General features: G+C 41.0%; 14 protein-coding genes and 1 other RNA gene. 7 read left to right on the plus strand and 8 right to left on the minus strand.

Annotation, left to right across the window (positions count from 1 at the left end; genetic code table 11):
• Positions 1 to 356: a transfer-messenger RNA gene (gene ssrA / locus AAEY94_RS01575) on the plus strand.
• 593 nt (positions 357 to 949) lie between these two features.
• The gene (locus tag AAEY94_RS01580) at positions 950 to 1,717 is read left to right on the plus strand and encodes a hypothetical protein (RefSeq protein ID WP_335690106.1); all 768 of its coding nucleotides are present in this window, start codon (positions 950 to 952) and stop codon (positions 1,715 to 1,717) included.
• A gap of 289 nt (positions 1,718 to 2,006) precedes the next feature.
• Here AAEY94_RS01580 and AAEY94_RS01585 read toward each other — a convergent pair whose 3' ends face one another.
• From AAEY94_RS01585 to AAEY94_RS01600, 4 genes are all read right to left on the minus strand, one after another.
• Complete coding sequence (locus AAEY94_RS01585; protein ID WP_011636566.1) at positions 2,007 to 2,351, minus strand: zinc ribbon domain-containing protein YjdM; 345 nt, start codon at positions 2,349 to 2,351, stop codon at positions 2,007 to 2,009.
• 285 nt (positions 2,352 to 2,636) lie between these two features.
• Positions 2,637 to 2,828, minus strand: coding sequence for a ribbon-helix-helix protein (locus AAEY94_RS01590; protein ID WP_101085561.1), 192 nt, complete (start codon positions 2,826 to 2,828; stop codon positions 2,637 to 2,639).
• A gap of 196 nt (positions 2,829 to 3,024) precedes the next feature.
• Positions 3,025 to 4,347 carry a leucine-rich repeat-containing protein kinase family protein gene (locus AAEY94_RS01595; RefSeq protein ID WP_350976810.1) on the minus strand — a complete coding sequence of 441 codons (1,323 nt, stop codon included), beginning with the start codon at positions 4,345 to 4,347 and terminating at the stop codon, positions 3,025 to 3,027.
• Positions 4,348 to 4,587: 240 nt separating this feature from the next.
• The gene (locus AAEY94_RS01600; RefSeq protein ID WP_162022573.1) at positions 4,588 to 5,631 is read right to left on the minus strand and encodes an alkene reductase; all 1,044 of its coding nucleotides are present in this window, start codon (positions 5,629 to 5,631) and stop codon (positions 4,588 to 4,590) included.
• Positions 5,632 to 5,776: 145 nt separating this feature from the next.
• Between AAEY94_RS01600 and AAEY94_RS01605 the strand changes: the two genes are divergently transcribed.
• The gene (locus AAEY94_RS01605; protein ID WP_350976760.1) at positions 5,777 to 6,373 is read left to right on the plus strand and encodes a TetR/AcrR family transcriptional regulator; all 597 of its coding nucleotides are present in this window, start codon (positions 5,777 to 5,779) and stop codon (positions 6,371 to 6,373) included.
• 100 nt (positions 6,374 to 6,473) lie between these two features.
• On the opposite strand, the gene AAEY94_RS01610 is transcribed toward AAEY94_RS01605, so the two are convergent.
• Positions 6,474 to 6,731, minus strand: coding sequence for a TIGR02922 family protein (locus AAEY94_RS01610; RefSeq protein ID WP_101085570.1), 258 nt, complete (start codon positions 6,729 to 6,731; stop codon positions 6,474 to 6,476).
• 607 nt (positions 6,732 to 7,338) lie between these two features.
• Between AAEY94_RS01610 and AAEY94_RS01615 the strand changes: the two genes are divergently transcribed.
• Positions 7,339 to 8,064: a YebC/PmpR family DNA-binding transcriptional regulator gene (locus AAEY94_RS01615; protein WP_350976762.1), complete on the plus strand. Its 726-nt coding sequence runs from the start codon at positions 7,339 to 7,341 to the stop codon at positions 8,062 to 8,064.
• 506 nt (positions 8,065 to 8,570) lie between these two features.
• Positions 8,571 to 9,623, plus strand: a complete 1,053-nt coding sequence (locus tag AAEY94_RS01620; protein ID WP_350976764.1) for a GGDEF domain-containing protein — start codon at positions 8,571 to 8,573, stop codon at positions 9,621 to 9,623.
• A 339-nt stretch (positions 9,624 to 9,962) separates the two neighbouring features.
• Here AAEY94_RS01620 and hpf read toward each other — a convergent pair whose 3' ends face one another.
• Positions 9,963 to 10,319 carry a ribosome hibernation-promoting factor, HPF/YfiA family gene (gene hpf, locus AAEY94_RS01625; protein WP_011636558.1) on the minus strand — a complete coding sequence of 119 codons (357 nt, stop codon included), beginning with the start codon at positions 10,317 to 10,319 and terminating at the stop codon, positions 9,963 to 9,965.
• A 425-nt stretch (positions 10,320 to 10,744) separates the two neighbouring features.
• Between hpf and AAEY94_RS01630 the strand changes: the two genes are divergently transcribed.
• Entirely contained in the window at positions 10,745 to 11,395 is a 651-nt protein-coding gene (locus AAEY94_RS01630; RefSeq protein ID WP_162022571.1) for a DsbA family oxidoreductase, read from the plus strand.
• Positions 11,396 to 11,464: 69 nt separating this feature from the next.
• On the opposite strand, the gene AAEY94_RS01635 is transcribed toward AAEY94_RS01630, so the two are convergent.
• Positions 11,465 to 11,743 (minus strand): early set domain-containing protein, encoded by a 279-nt coding sequence (locus tag AAEY94_RS01635; RefSeq protein ID WP_350976767.1) that lies wholly within the window; start codon positions 11,741 to 11,743, stop codon positions 11,465 to 11,467.
• A gap of 306 nt (positions 11,744 to 12,049) precedes the next feature.
• Here AAEY94_RS01635 and AAEY94_RS01640 point away from each other — a divergent pair, with 306 nt between their 5' ends.
• Positions 12,050 to 12,487 (plus strand): OsmC family protein, encoded by a 438-nt coding sequence (locus tag AAEY94_RS01640; protein WP_101085578.1) that lies wholly within the window; start codon positions 12,050 to 12,052, stop codon positions 12,485 to 12,487.
• 147 nt (positions 12,488 to 12,634) lie between these two features.
• Here AAEY94_RS01640 and AAEY94_RS01645 read toward each other — a convergent pair whose 3' ends face one another.
• Positions 12,635 to 15,931, minus strand: a complete 3,297-nt coding sequence (locus AAEY94_RS01645) for a S41 family peptidase (RefSeq protein WP_350976770.1) — start codon at positions 15,929 to 15,931, stop codon at positions 12,635 to 12,637.
• Positions 15,932 to 15,993: the final 62 nt, after the last annotated feature.

The raw sequence follows: 15,993 nt of genomic DNA on the forward strand, positions 1-15,993 counted from the left end.
GGGGGCGATTCTGGATTCGACAGGATTCACGAAACCCAAGGAGCATGTCGAGGGGCGGTTGGCCTCGTAAAAAGCCGCACCGTTATAGTTGCAAACGACTCTAACTACTCTCTAGCAGCTTAGGCTAGCTAGCCATCAACCACACGTTTCGCACGTGGACAGTGGATCCTGATGGTCATATTACAGTGTGCTAGCGAGGGAACTCCGTCCGGGGGTGAACCGCGAAACAGTACCGGACTCACCAAGTAGCATCCTGTCTTTCGGAGACTGCTTGGTTAAATAAAAGAGAGACTAAACATGTAGTGCCGAGGATGTAGGCTTTCTGGACGCGGGTTCAAGTCCCGCCGCCTCCACCAATTACCGAAAGGGCTTAGCAGAAATGCTAAGCCCTTTTTCTTTGTCTGCTAGCTCAGTTTAATCCGCTTTATTTTTGTGGTTGGATGAGTTTTATTATCCAATTAGTTAATTCGATACCAACACTTCATTGATACTTATTGCCTAGGCAACATTTACATCGTTAATGCCAATGTCAATCTTCATATTAGACAGTTATGAGTATGATAATATCGCTTTTTGAATATAAGCAACGTCGTGGCGCTTCGCCCACACCCGACCAAGAAGGGAAAAACTGCTTTCCCCTCTTGGATCACCCCAGCAGCTCCGACAAAGTGTTGATCCTCATAGCGATAATAAAAATCGCCTAACGGCTCAGATGGTACATCCATGTACCCCTGAGACTGTGCCATCATCCATGATGTCACTACGGCATTTTCATCACGCTATTTCGGACACTTCGGACGGAGGACCATTGAGCCTGCGGGTTAATTTCAAATCGATGAGTTACTATGGTTAGAGCTTTACTTTAAAGTATCTTATTTAGACCATATTCAGTTAACAGCTATACAATATTTGACTAAATGGACGAATTTACATTATTAGGAAGATAACTATGCAGATTGAAAACGCTAAAGAATGGCGACAAAAATACCAGCTAAATAGAGACGATAACATAACGATATGGCGATATCTCAGTCTAGAAAAATGGTTATCCATGCTAACTACCCAAAAAATGGTATTTTCAAAATTAGCAGAGTTTTCTGATAGAAATGAAGTTGAATACCTAATTAATATTCTTACAAAAGATAATAAAAAGCAGCTTGGTAAAAGTTTAGTAGACCATATTGCGCATTTAAAACATGATTATTATGCTGTGTGCTGGAATGCTAAAGAAGGTGAATGCCGCTCACTTTGGTATGCATATACTGGGAATGCTAGGCTTGGAGTTGCAATAAAATCTTCTGTTAAGTCATTTTGTAGCAGTGTTCAATTTACGAAAACCTTACCTAATTGCTACAAAGTTGCTTATGGGGTAATTACAGAAGATCCTGAAAATCTGCAGATGGATGAAATATCACTTTGTTGTAAATCAATAGCCTATGAAAGTGAGAATGAAATAAGGTTCTTACTAAACAATAGTACTGCTAGATTAAGTGGGTTTGATAGTAATCCAAATATGCCTCTAGTATTTAGCCCTCCAGAAGAACAGCCTCGTTTTATACAATTTGATTGTGACCTCAACAAACTTACTGAAGGATTTATGATTTCTCCTTTTGCTTCTGAGTGGCAAAAAGAAGCCATACTTGAAACCACAAGAAAACTAGCACCTGAAATTATGGATAAATATATCAAATCAAGTATTAATGAGCATAATAGCTAGTAGGCTAAAATTTAGTCACGTAACGTGCAAGTGTTAGATTCAGTGTAACTGTCACTTGAGTTACACATTTTTTCCACGTCAAACTTTTCCAAGACTATATAATCAACAACAGCACTTCTAGTCATGCTGTTGCACATAGTCAAATTTATTGACTCTGGTTACATTACTAATAAAAGTAGGCAAAAGCGTCCATAAAAAAATCCCTGCTGGCATTGCTGCCTGCAGGGATTTTTTGTTAATCAGCCTAAAGCTGATTAATGGTCACTTATAACAATTAGATTACTCGTTATTAGCTTTGTTTTTTAACAAACTTCGATTTCAGCATCATTTGGCCGTTGCCATCGACTTTACAGTCGATGTCGTGGTCGCCGTCGACAAAGTGGTTGATCACTGCTTTAGTGCCGACTTTAAGCACGAGTGATGAACCTTTTACTTTAAGGTCTTTGATTAAGGTGACTTTGTCGCCTTCTGCTAATAAGTTGCCGTTGGCATCTTTTAAAATGATGGCGTCTGGATCAACCACTTCTTCATTTGGGTTCCACTCATTGGCGCATTCTGGGCAAATTAATAATGTGCCGTCTGAATAAGCGTACGGAGACTCACATTTTGGGCATGGCGGGATTACATCACTCATATCTTTACTCTCTGTGTTCTTTGCAGTTGTCGAACAAATAAATTGCGCTAATACGCAGTTCGACAGGCTTTATCGATTGGCGTGAGATAGAAAAGTATCTATCCTGCCGAATATTGTAATGACATTATAATGCCATTATCACAAATTGACTACCCTAGGGTGGTAAACCAGTTGATCCACTTGCCCGCTAATGTAACGGCTAGCGTAACGACTAGCGTAGTAATTTGCATAGCCACTAGGTGACTAATAGTGTCACCAATAGCCTAACAATAGGCGAATTAAAGCTTAGCTTTTTACCTGTGGGTTCGGACGACTTTGATTGTCAGCAAAACTCACATCATGCTTTTCGAGGTATTCGCGAATAAGCTGACGGGTGACTTGTGATGGGGTGAGATCTTGCGCAGCACACAGTTGTTCAAATGCCTGCTTTTTTAGCGGGTCCATTAATACAGTAAAACGTGCAGTTTTATTTTCCACAGTGGCTAGCCTTTCATTACGACATGATAATTTGATTATAATCCAGTGTGTGGCTAAAGACTATATTCTGGATTTTTTATTCGCCGTACTATTAGCTCGAGCCATTCACTCAGGCCATTAAATAGATCTATTCACTCGAGCTAAACAACTAGGCTGGTTAAACCTAATCATGTCTTAGCCCGAGTGTGTTTATCTGTTAAGCAATGCTCGCTAAACGGGGTAACAGCGCTTTAAAACTCGGTCTTGTTGATGAACTATGCTGCAAGCAATCTTGCACTAACTGGCGCAACATTGCCGCTTGTGGTGTGTTTGGGTTATCGATGAGGTTTAGCATGTCATCGACCAAATAACCAAACGCCCTAACCTCAATCGCTTGCATTAATTGCAAATGCTGTGGGGTAAACTGCTTTAAATTTGAGGCGGCACCAAAGTCACCAAACAACACGTTATCGTGGGTATTTATCATGATGTTGTGGGCATAAATATCACCATGGCTTATACCATTTTGGTGTAAATGAGCCAAAATATCAGCCATTTGGCTGGCAATATGAGTAATGCGCGCCCAGGTAAATACCGTTTGCGCTTCAAAAGTGTCACGGCTACAGGTTTGCAACGACGGCGGTAAACCTAAATTACCGTAGCTTGGTGGAATAAGTTGCATCACTAAACCCAGTTGTTCTGGTTGATTAATTTGTGCCACCACATTAATCAGATTAGGGTGCTCGCCAGCGGTTAAGCAACAATCAAGCTCATCTGCTGGATAACCATCACTGGTCACCATGCCCTTAAACAACTTAATTGCGACATCAGCGTCGCTGCTAAAGTTTGCCTCAACTGAGTTTTCTGTATGGTGAGTCGCTTGATAAATCAATCCTGATGCACCCTGCCCGAGTAACTGACCTAAGGTAAACTGGGTTAATGGCACGATAGGTACGCGAGTATTATCGCAATGTTCTACATGACTAAACGCGTTACCTGCAAAAGCCAACCAGGCTAAGTTAGGTAGCTCAAATAACCAATGTGGTAAGGCGGTAAGCTGGTTAGCCGATAAACGGATAAGAGCCAATTGATGACAATTAGCCATGCTATTAGGCAGTGCGGTTAATCGGTTACCCGCTAACGCGAGTTTTTCCAGACGATGACATTGACCTAAACTGTCTGGCAACTGCTCAATGTGGTTATCGGTTAATATTAACCAACGGGTTTGCTTTGGAATGGATGCTTCGGGTACGGTGCGAATTTGATTAGCTTTAAAACCTATCATTTCGAGCTTTGGACACTGGCCTAATACTACTGGCAGATGATCAAATAGGTTATTCGACACAAACAAGATTTTAAGTTGATGCAAGTCAGCAAAGTTATCGGGCAATGACGATAATTGGTTATTGCCAAGATCGAGCACTTCTAGGGTATCGGCTAACTCAAACAGTTTTACAGGAAATTCCGTCAGTTGCTCTGCGATACTGACCCGTTGATAACCCAGTAACAAACCATCATTTAATTGTTGCAGTGTTTGCATCATGTTTCTCTTTGCCGAAAATTGTCGACATAGTAATAGAGTGCACTCACTGAGACAAATTTCTGCCAAAAAAAAGACCACAGCAAAAGCTGTGGCCAAGACGGATGCTAAAAAATACAAATTGGGGTTGATAGTTTTAGCGCCATTTCTAGCATAGAAAATACTGCTTAGAAATGGATTCCTACAAACTACGTTTTACTAACCTCTGCTGAAATCAGTAACGTAAAACAACAAACTAGGTTAAATCAATTCCGTTAACATGGTGTCAGCGTATGCCACTAATTCGCCGCCATCACGCACTTTTGCCACATAATCTGGATTAGCAATAAATGGACGGCCAATCGCCAACAAATCAAACTTATTGTCGCTAATGGCTGCACTGCCCGTTTCGGCGGTATAGCTACCCACACCCACTAACGTGCCAGTGTAAACACTGCGTAGGTAGGTCGATATGCTGCCACCTAAGTAATCAAACTGCATTGAGTCGTCAAAAATACCGCCATGTAAAAATGCTAAATTGCGTTTAGCCAACTCAGGTAATAAATAGTCAAACACGCCACGGTCGCGAGGATCGGCTGCCATATTAAAATAGGCACCAGGAGATACTCGAATAGCGGTGCGATCTGCGCCAATTCTAGCCACAATAGCGTCAACTACTTCTAAGGCAAAGCGTGACATATTTTCAGGAGTTTGGCCGTATTCGTCTTCACGACGGTTACTGTCATGATGTAAGAATTGGTCAATCAAATAACCATTTGCAGCATGAATTTCGACGCCATCAAAACCAGCATCAATCGCATTTGCAGCGGCTTGAGCATAGTCAATCACTAACTGCTTAATATCATCTAATGTGGCAGCCTTTGGCGTTTGGTAAACTAATTCGCGCATTCTAGGCACAGTACCTTCTACAGCTTGAGCAGAAGCAGATAACACGTCGCCACCATCAAAAAAGTGTGAGTGTGCGACACGGCCAGTGTGCCAAAGCTGAGAAAAAATTTTGCCATCATTTTTGTGCACCGCATCGGTCACTACGCGCCAGCCGTCGATTTGAGCTGGAGTAAATAAACCAGGGGTATTTGGGTAGCCTTGCGCATCTGGACGGATAATTGTCGCTTCACTGATTATTAAGCCTGCTTCAGCACGGCGAGCATAATAGTCTGCAATAGCTTGAGTAGGAACAAGATCATCATCCGCCATACAACGCGTTAATGGTGCCATTAAAATCTTGTTTGATAATGTTAGGGTGTCATTGAGTTTGTATGGTGTAAATAAACTTGCCGTCATGTGACGATCTCCTTTCTTGAATATACATTCAAGATTAATCTTAATTGAATACACATTCAAGTATTTTTTGAATAATCGATCAAATTTAGTTAGACTCGAGCGTTATGAGTTATCACGCTTTGATGTTGACCAGAAGTGACCAGATATGAGACACGCTGAATTTAATAGAGAAACGGTTTTACGTGCTGCCATGAGCACCTTTTTAGTGAATGGATACGCTAAAACCAGCATGCAAGATCTCACTAAAGCAACGGGGCTACATCCGGGGTCAATTTATTGCGCTTTTGACAATAAAAAAGGCTTGTATATTGCGGCTATTGAGCAGTACCAACAAGATCGCAATGAACAGTTTCAGCAATTGTTTGCTAATGACCGCTCAGCAGTAGACAACTTAGGGGCTTATTTAGCCTTAATTGTACAAGAATGCTTAAGTTGTGATGCTACTCAGGCGTGTTTACTGACCAAGTCACTCAGTGAGATGGGCGAGCAAGATGAGCAAATTAAACAAATGACTTGTCAGTTTTTGCAGCTATGGCAGCAGTCATTAGTAATGGTGTTCGATACAGCAAAAGCGCAGAAGCTAATAGCTCAAGACTGTGACAGCCAATTTTTAGCACAGTATTTAGTGATGGGAATTTACGGTTTACGAACGGTAGCTCACACCCAGCCTCATGAGCAAGTATTACAGCCTTTAGCAGATAAACTGTTAGCCGACTTATTACGCTGCGAGACGGTAAACTAGCATGCCTAACTCTTGCCGTTAGCTCATGCGTGAAAGGCAACACATACAAAAATTACAAAAAAAAAGACACTTTACGTGTCTTTTTTTACTTAAGGTTCATTTAATTGTCTATTTTGCTCATAACTCGTTGCGAATACACTCGCTCACCCAGTGAGTTAAGTATTTTGCACTCGCCTTCTAATACCGCAATAATAGATTTACCTCGACGAAATGATTCAGGGATCATTACACGCCCAGTTTGGCTGATTTGCAGATCGGTCATCACAGCATTATGCATTTCTAAACCAACTGGGGCTTCGTAATACAAAATAGTCACCGTCGCATTTGACGTTTGACCTTCAGCAGATTCAGATTTCATATTTGGACTCTCATTTCTAGCATACTAATTAAGTGTAGAAATGATATTGATCATCTAACTCATCAATTCATCTCAGGATAAAATGGATCAAACTATGGACTTTCAATATTGAGTTAACCCAATAGAGAAATCCTTTTTCTTATTTTTATATTTAGGCTTTATACGCTAATACTCTACTAAATTGTATTATCGATTGAAGCTTCATGATACATAAACTTAACACATCTGATGTGTAAATATGAATACTTATGTCCTGTAAGTGCGAAGCACTAGCGCTTTATTTTACCGTATTTACAATGTAAACAAACCGACTAAACCTCATCTCGGGATGATAAATAGGCCCGTTCAAAAAGTCAGATGATTTCAAGTAGATCATCGACATCGTTTTTGTTGTCTTACAAACAGTGCAAATTTACTTGGCAAAGGCAGGTCTATGGTAAGTGAATCCAACTAGTGACCAGGGCAAAGGACTGTTTGATAACCTTTTATTATTTTGCTAAAAGATTATTTATGCAAAATTTAGAACCAGCACCTAAACAGCACAACTTATTCCTGCTAGAATCGATGACAATTTTTAGCCTTAAACATTTAATAAAACGAGATTAAGATGGGCAGAGCATATCAAAATAAAAAAGAGTCCATGGCGAAAACCGCTGGCCAAAAGACACGAATTTACTCACGTTACGGTAAAGAGATTTATATTTGCGCTAAAGGTGGCGTCGACCCAGACGGCAACCTAGCACTACGTAGCTTGATTGCCCGCGCGAAGAAAGATCAAGTTCCGGCACACGTTATTGAACGTGCCATTGAAAAAGCTCGTGGTGGTGGTGGTGAAGATTATGATACCGCCCGCTATGAAGGTTTTGGTCCTGGCGGCTGCATGGTGATTGTTGACTGCTTAACAGACAACGGTAACCGTACCTTTACTCAGGTTCGCCAAGCATTTGTTAAAAATGATGCCAAGTTAGGTAGCCCTGGTACTGTTGGCCATATGTTCGAACATCAAGCCGTTTTTGTGTTTGAAGGCGAAGACGATGAAGCTATTCTTGAATTGCTTATGATGGCTGATGTCGACGTTGCCGATGTAGAGCTAGAAGATGGCATCATCAGTATATTTGCACCCGTATCAGAGTTTAACAATGCGCGCACTGTGTTAACTGAAGCCTTTCCAGAGATTGATTTTAAGGTAGAGAATTTAGCATTTGTGCCACAAACCATGACTGAACTTACTGGTGAAGATATTGAAAGTTTTGAAAAGTTCTTAGCCGCTCTTGATGATTGTGATGACGTTCAGAACGTTTACCACAATGCAGATATTAACGACGACGAATAACTCAAACTTAGGCTGTTAAAGTGTTCTAAGCCTACGTACTAGAACACTTTTCAGCTTGTTTCTATTAAAGCCGTCACGTCATTTTGTCACTCTCAAGATCCACAACCTAAACGCCTCAATGTTAAAATGCCAAAACGCTTCGCTGATAAATTCTATAAAAACGATAATGCTGAAACGCTAAAAGTTCAACAGTCTAACCGAATCCCCTTCCCGCTTTATGTTGCTATAACTTTTTAGTGATCGACGTAAGTGAAGCATGCGCTTTTCATCGTTGTTATCTGCCTAATAATCAACCGAACACTTTATTAGCAATGCATTAGGGGTTATCACCCTTACCGATGTTACCGCTTTGATTACTTTAAGCATGATCAAAAAAGATCATTGGATAATAGCTCATTTCATGTCACTCTAAATAATACTCTTTATACATGTTATTTTTGAATAGCTAACATCGCTAAAATCAATTCAAATGTCATATCGGCACCAAACATTTAAAGGATGACCCATTGCTAACATTCATTAAAAATGAAAGTAAAAGTAACGGAGAACTTCAGCAAACTCACGTTATATCCCTGTTTTCATTGGTCGGAATGTTGATGACTTTTGTGATGGGAGTAATAAGCTTATTTAACAGTAATTATGTATTAACCATCACTCTATTTGTCTCCAGCATTATTTATTGTTTGGCTTACGTGGCGCTAAAAAAATACAACAAGCTTAACCTGAGCTCTTTTATTATCATTTACTCGTTATATATACTGATGTTCTACTTAGTCTTTACTGGCGGGGTGGAACAAACAGGTCCATTGTGGATATTTATTGTGGCGCCAGTTTCCGTTTATGTACTGGGATTAAGTTATGGTCTGGTTAACCTGCTATTTTTCATAAGTGTTGTCGCTATTATTATGTTTTCACCGATAGAGATGCCTCAATATGCAACTTACTCAACTGAGTTTAAAGTCCGGTTAATATTGTCATTTTTAACCACTACCTTCCTCTCCGCGTTATATGAATATTCAAGAATGTTATCCTACAATAGTGCGCTGAAGCTCGGTAAAAAATATCAACAACTCGCGTTATCAGATCCATTAACGACACTGGCTAACCGACGTAATGCGTTAACTATTTTACAGCAGGAAAAATCAAGAGTATCAAGAAACAACGAATCATTATCCGTTTTGCTGTGCGATCTTGATCATTTTAAAATGGTCAATGACAAATACGGCCACAATTGCGGCGATATCGTGCTTACCGAGCTAGCGCAAGTGTTTAAACAAAGTGTGAGGCAACAAGATTGCGTTGCACGCTGGGGTGGCGAAGAGTTTCTGTTTATTCTGCCGCAAACCTCGGCTGAACAAGCTTTTATCATTGCTGAAAAAATTCGTACTAATGTACAACATCATAAGGTGCTTTTTCATAAGCAAGAGATTAGCCTAACCATCAGTATGGGTATTTCACAGTTAACCGATAACCAAACTATTGATGAGCTTATCAACAATGCCGACAGATATTTGTATCAAGCGAAAAAGAATGGCAGAAACCAAGTATATCCTCAGTAAGCAGGCTCTATCGACCTATGAGCCGATTGGAGTGTTTTCCATCACATAAATGTTGTACTGTTTTATATCCAACAATAAATGCTAAATGCTAGAACGCTTCGCGGCTAGATTCTATAAAAGCGATAGCGCAGATGCTTTACAAACTTAACAAGCTGCAACGAATGTATTGATACTTTACTGCGCTTAGCTTTTTAGCAATGCAGCGTTCTAGCAAGTTGAAGTTAGCTTGAGTTGCTAGGTTGTTATGACTGGACAAGGTTAGTTTTTATGATGCTTTAACAAAAAACGCAGCCTAGGCTGCGTTTTGGATATCGTTGAATAAACGACTAGGGTTAACGGTTAACGTAAGTCCATTTCTTGAACTTTTTCGTAAGCGATTTCAGGTGCAGTTACATCTGGTTTTTCATGTAAATCTGCTTTTAATTGGCCTTTACGATGCTTTAGTGCCGCATCTAATTTTTTAGCGGCGCTCGTGATAGCGGGATACATGACTAAGTCAGTACCTTTGGCAGCAATGCGAGTTCCTTCATAGTTAGTTCTAATTTCAACATCATATTCACCATGCTCTTTAGCTATGATGATATCTAGCGAGATAAGCGTCGGGAAATGGCTAGCTATTTTAGCGAATTTTTCATCTACGTGTTGTTTGACAGTATCAGTAACATCAACATGGTGACCAGAAAGATTTATTTTCATAGATTATCCTTAAAAGAATTTACTTGCCAAATGTATTGCGTATTACAATTGCATGCTGACATAAATAGTGTTGTTGTACAAATGCAGGCTGACATATTTAGACATGGAACGTGTGCTTTGTATCACAAGTGCTCAAGCCTATAATGTGTTTTATATCTACTTGTATACTTTAACAGCGACAACATTGATAAACGTGCATGGGGTATATCTAATTGACCTAACCCTTACATTGATTAAACATCAGATTACTGATTAAGTATAGACACAATTTAGTCCCAAAGGTTGCAACTTTTGTGTTGTTTACACAAGTGATGGTAAACCAATCAATTAACCGCTAAAAACAGTTAATTTATAAGCAACTATACTCATTTTATTTTTGTAGACTTAGCTAAATTAAGTCGAATTAATCATTAACAGGAACATTTATGACCACTAATCAGCTCCAAATTGACATTATTTCCGACGTAATGTGTCCGTGGTGCATTGTCGGTTATCGCCGACTTGAACAAGCATTGAGCAAATTTGATGATTTAGAAGTTACATTGCAGTGGCATCCGTTTGAGTTAAATCCAGCAATGGGGCCTGAAGGGCAACATTTAGGCGAGCACATTGCTGAAAAATACGGTTCAACACCTGAGCAAAGTGCTCAAAATCGTCAACGGTTAACCCAAATGGGTGCCGATTTAGGCTTTGAGTTTAACTTTTCCGACTCATCACGTATTTACAACACGTTACTGGCCCACCAGCTACTGTATTGGGCTGCCGAGTCTGGTAAGCAAACTGACTTGAAATTGGCGCTGTTTAGCAGCTATTTTACTGAGCAGAAAAACCCAGATGACATTGAAGTACTCATTGAAGCTGCAACAAAGGTAGGGTTAAATGCTGATGAGGCTCGTGCTGTGCTCACCGACAAACGCTTTGAAGCTGCTGTAAAAGAGGAAGAGCAACTGTGGATCAGCCGCGGAATTCAAGCCGTACCTGCCATTGTGTTTAATCAACAATATTTAGTCTCTGGCGCACAAGATCCCGACACTATTGCTGAGTTGATTACCAAACTGACTACAGAAGAAGCTTAAGGCGTTTTCATTAAACAAACAAAACCCAGCTTTAGCTGGGTTTTGTTTTTACGAGGCAATCACTTAAGCCTAGTTCAACTTGGTAACTAATAAGGTTGGCGATTCAGTGCTTGAACCTGTCACCGTAAAGCGATAGGTACCGACGCTTGTAGCATTAAAGTGCATGTTGGCGCCTTTTTCCACTAAGGTTTTCAACACCCCTTCAGTCACAGCGTCATCACTGGCTATTGCGCCAAAGTCAATTGTCGACCAATCTGCTGTCGCTATTTTAAATTCATTATCATCGGTAGCTAACGAAATATCGACGTGGTAGATGGCATAACACAGCACATACGCATTGATTACCAATAGATAGTCTTTCGTTGTTTTAAAACAGATAGTTAAATAGCAATAAAGCCATCTAAAAAGCTGATTTAAATGGTATTTAAATCGCTTTAATTGAAAAGGCTTTATCAATTTTGTTTGTATCGATTTCGCCACATGTAGTGGTCGTTTCGGTTTGACTATTTAGCTCAAATTAATGGACATTAAGGTACGCTTGGTGTTGAATCAATAGAGATGTGTTACCGTTTGGTGAGTGACCGCTTTTCAGGGTAATACACGCTAAATTAAGTTGTTATAAACACCACTTTTATGTGGTTTGGGGAGTACAAAATGGGCTTTAAATTAACGGTAAATTGGCAGTCTTCACCAAGTGAGGAAGGTGAATTTAATCGCGACCATGAGGTTAAGTTTGGTACAGGACAAACGATTCAAGCGTCATCAGCCCCTGAATACAAAGGCAATGCCGATAAAGTGAATCCAGAAGAAAGCTTACTGGCTGCTTTGTCTTCTTGCCACATGTTGACCTTTTTAGCGATTGCCCATTTAAAGCGACTGCCTGTTGCCAATTATGTTGATAATGCTACTGCTGATTTAGGTAAAAATGAAGCAGGTAAAGTCGCCGTGGTTAAAATGACATTAGTGCCTAAAGTGACGTTTGCAGAAGGGATTGAAGTTGACGCAGAAACGTTAGCGAAGATACATGAAAAAGCCCATGCAAATTGCTTTATTGCTAACTCGTTAGCATGCGAAGTTGAAATAAAGCAGTAGGCTTTTTACTGTTTCGCTGTTTTAATGTTTTAATGTTTTAATGTTTTAATGTTTTAATGTTTTAATGTTTTAATGTTTTAATGATAACCCTCTCAACATGACGCTGAGAGGGTTATTTTTTATTGGTTTACTGAAGCCAATTTAAAGTTATTTGGCTTTTATGTCAGCTGCTTTACCTATTTTTGGCATTGGCAAGCCTTGTAATGGCGCAATAGGTTGTTGTACTAGTTCATCTTTCAAATAACTGATAGCAGCATCAAGTTGTGCATCTTTACCGCTAAAAGTGGCATAAGGTAAGTTATCGACTTCAATGTCTGGCTCAACCCCGTGACCTTCAACAACCCAACGCCCATCGATGGCATATTGTGGGTATTCTGCCACTCGTGCCATGCCTTTATCGGTCACCGAATTGCGACCCGATAACCACACTCCAGCGCCCGCAGTTTGCTTACCGATAATAGGCGCAATGTTTAGCGCTCTAATTCCGGCAGAAAAAGTCTCACCATCTGAGTAGGTCATTTGATCGGCTAATATCACTAAATGGCCTCTAAAGGTTTGCTGCATGTTTGCGTTGGTGCTGCCATGAGTTGGCTGCCAAAATGCCCATGCACGGCGTAACAGTTTTTCGATAATCCAACTGTCGATATTGCCACCACGATTGCGACGAACATCGATGATTAAGCCATCTTTGTCGTAATTGGTATAAAACTCGCGAGCAAAGCTTTCGACATCACCGCTGCCCATGGCATATAAGTGTAAATAACCAATATTCCCTTTAGAGGCTTTAGCCACTTTGTCGCCGTTATGCTCAACCCAATCAAGGTAACGCAGCTTGGCATCGGTACCTATATCATGGGGAGTTACTATGGTATTGATGGCTGTTTTACCACGGACTAAACCGAGCAACACTTGCTTGTTGCCTTGGTTTCGCAGTAGTTGAGTCACATCAGCAATGTTAGTGATTTTCTTACCATTGATGCTCGCAATCACATCACCTTCTTTCGCATCAACCTCAATACGGGCCAGTGGTGAGGCTGATAACGGCAACTCAGGGTCGGTTTGATAAATATGGCTTATGACCACGCCTTTATCGGTTTGTGTCAGCCTAGCTCCTAACGCAGCGGCTTTGGCTGCATCGGCATCTTGGGCAATATCTCCACCTCGTACTTGTGAATGTAATGAGTTCAGTTCACCCATCATTTGGGTGAAAATATCATTCAGCTCATTACGATCGGTCAGTCTGTCTACCAAAGGTTGATATTTAGCTTTAGCTGCTTGCCAATCTACGCCGCGCATTTTTGGATCAAAAAACGAATCGCGATGCATTAACCACGCATCTTCAAAAATTTGTTGCCATTCTTGCTGCGGAGAAATACTTAATTGCCATTGGTCGGTGCTGACTTTGGCGCGCGATACATCGCTGGGCAGTTTGTCACCGGCATCGACAATCATAAGGCTTTTAGGATCAGACTGTTTGCGCAGCATGATTTTACTGCCATCTTTTGATAACGAATATTGGCCGACATCTTCACCAAAGGTGTCGACTTTAATATTGAGCGGGTCAAACTTAATCAGTTTTAGTTCGCTTTTATCTTGGCTGCCATCTAATAAATACAGCTTATCTTTGGTTGCGGTTAAGCTATTGTAGTTACCTGCATCAACTGGCACTTGCCATAAGCGTTGGTTTAATCCGTCCCACTCTACTTTGACTTTTGCTGGGGTGTCTTGGTCTTTACTGTCAGCTTTTTTAGCGTCTTTGTTAACGGTAAGCTCGGTTGGTTTGGCAAACGGAAATGATGCTTTAGCATCTAATGCTAAGGCAAACACTTGAGTGCGTTTATCAAATATCGGCCCCATGTTACGGTCGCCCCAAGGCGAACCAGGGTTGGCTTTAAATTCGCGGTTAGACAAGAAATACAACCATTTACCGTCGTGGCTAAAACTAGGCGAAAAAGACTCGTATTTGTCTGTAGTCAAGGTTTGTGATTTTGACTCGTTAATGGAATACAACACAATTTGCGGACGTTGTTTGCCAATCTCAGCCTTGGTTAGCGCAATAAATTGACTGTCGCCAGACCATTTTATGTCTTGGTAAGGGCCTAAACCTTCGCCATTTTTAATGATTTTTTGGTTATTGTTGCGGCTTAAATCAAGTAACCACACATTACCCATGTAATCGTCATGCACTAAATAACGGCCATTTGGTGATAACGATAAACTGGTGCGTAAAGTGCTGCCATCTTTAGTAAGTTGCTTAGCACCGGCAGAACCGTCGGCAGGATATTGCCAAATTTCTTGTTCGCCAGACGCATCGCTAATGCCATAAACCCATTTGCCGTCATCACTTAATAGTGCATCGCGTAAACGACTATCGGCGGGTGAATCTATTTGCACTAAACGACGACCGTCGTTGCTGGCAATAGCTACATGGCTACGGGCCGTTATTACTACGTTATCGCCTTGATGAGAAAATACTGTCGAGGTGGCGTAATCCATTGGGTCGTTAACCCACTGTTCGCGGCGATGAGTAAAGTCGCTGGTAAGCTCAATGGCTACTGTTGATTCCGCAAGATCGGCTAGATTAAGTAACTTAATGTCGGCGCCCTGCTGAAACACAATACGGCCATTATTAAGCTGGGCGTCACGCACTTGCCAGTCGCTGTATTGAGTGTGTTGCTTAATGTCTTTGCCATCTAGGGTCATTGACCAAATGTTGTCATTGCCAGATTGATCACTGACAAAGTAAACACGTTGGTTCCATAGCATTGGCTGTTTAACCGAGCCTTCATGGGCGTTGGTTAACTGTTGTGCTTCTTGTTTACTGCCTAACTTATAACGCCAAATTTCGCCTTTAGCGCCGCCGCGATACACTTTGACATTGTCGCCGCTAACTTGCAGACCAAATTGGGTAAAATAAACATATTCACCTTTATCATCAATGGTGCCTTCGACTGCGTCAGCTAACGGTAAATCGGTAATGGTTAAGGATTGTGGGTCAACGGTTTTAAGCACCCAAAAGTTAGCCGGGCCAAAGGCGTTGTCGGTTGAATACAATACTTCGCCAGATGCCGTCCAACCTTGCAGACGTACTCGGCTGTTTTCAAAGCTCACCCGTTTAGCTACGCCGCCTTGAATCGGCATCACATACACTTCGGTAGCGCCTTCATAATTGGCAGTATATGCCACCCATTTACCGTCTTTAGAAATGGTTGCGTCCAACTCTTCAGCCGCTAAACTGGTTAAGCGGCTGGCTTTAGTTTGGTTATTTTTTTGACTGAGTTCTGTGGTCCAAAGATCGCCTTCGGCAGTAAACACTAAGGTTTGATCGTGTAATGCAGGAGCGCGGTAATAGCCTTGATTAGAGGCGTTGGCGAATATCAATGATGAACACGCTAAAGTGCCTAGTGCCAACATACAATGCGCAACGGAGCGACGAAGTTTCATGGTGAGGAGCTTCCTTATAAAGTCGATAATTAGAGATAACGCGTTATCGAGTAGGCTATTTT

It is taken from the genome of Shewanella sp. AC34-MNA-CIBAN-0136, from assembly GCF_040309945.1.
Lineage (GTDB): Bacteria > Pseudomonadota > Gammaproteobacteria > Enterobacterales > Shewanellaceae > Shewanella.

Coding starts and splice junctions, on each gene's coding strand:
- AAEY94_RS01600 (WP_162022573.1), bottom strand. CDS start 5,631: ATGACGGCAAGTTTATTTACACCATACAAACTCAATGACACCCTAACA.
- hpf (WP_011636558.1), bottom strand. CDS start 10,319: ATGAAAATAAATCTTTCTGGTCACCATGTTGATGTTACTGATACTGTC.
- AAEY94_RS01615 (WP_350976762.1), top strand. CDS start 7,339: ATGGGCAGAGCATATCAAAATAAAAAAGAGTCCATGGCGAAAACCGCT.
- AAEY94_RS01610 (WP_101085570.1), bottom strand. CDS start 6,731: ATGAAATCTGAATCTGCTGAAGGTCAAACGTCAAATGCGACGGTGACT.
- AAEY94_RS01580 (WP_335690106.1), top strand. CDS start 950: ATGCAGATTGAAAACGCTAAAGAATGGCGACAAAAATACCAGCTAAAT.
- AAEY94_RS01595 (WP_350976810.1), bottom strand. CDS start 4,347: ATGCAAACACTGCAACAATTAAATGATGGTTTGTTACTGGGTTATCAA.
- AAEY94_RS01645 (WP_350976770.1), bottom strand. CDS start 15,931: ATGAAACTTCGTCGCTCCGTTGCGCATTGTATGTTGGCACTAGGCACT.
- AAEY94_RS01585 (WP_011636566.1), bottom strand. CDS start 2,351: ATGAGTGATGTAATCCCGCCATGCCCAAAATGTGAGTCTCCGTACGCT.
- AAEY94_RS01605 (WP_350976760.1), top strand. CDS start 5,777: ATGAGACACGCTGAATTTAATAGAGAAACGGTTTTACGTGCTGCCATG.
- AAEY94_RS01640 (WP_101085578.1), top strand. CDS start 12,050: ATGGGCTTTAAATTAACGGTAAATTGGCAGTCTTCACCAAGTGAGGAA.
- AAEY94_RS01630 (WP_162022571.1), top strand. CDS start 10,745: ATGACCACTAATCAGCTCCAAATTGACATTATTTCCGACGTAATGTGT.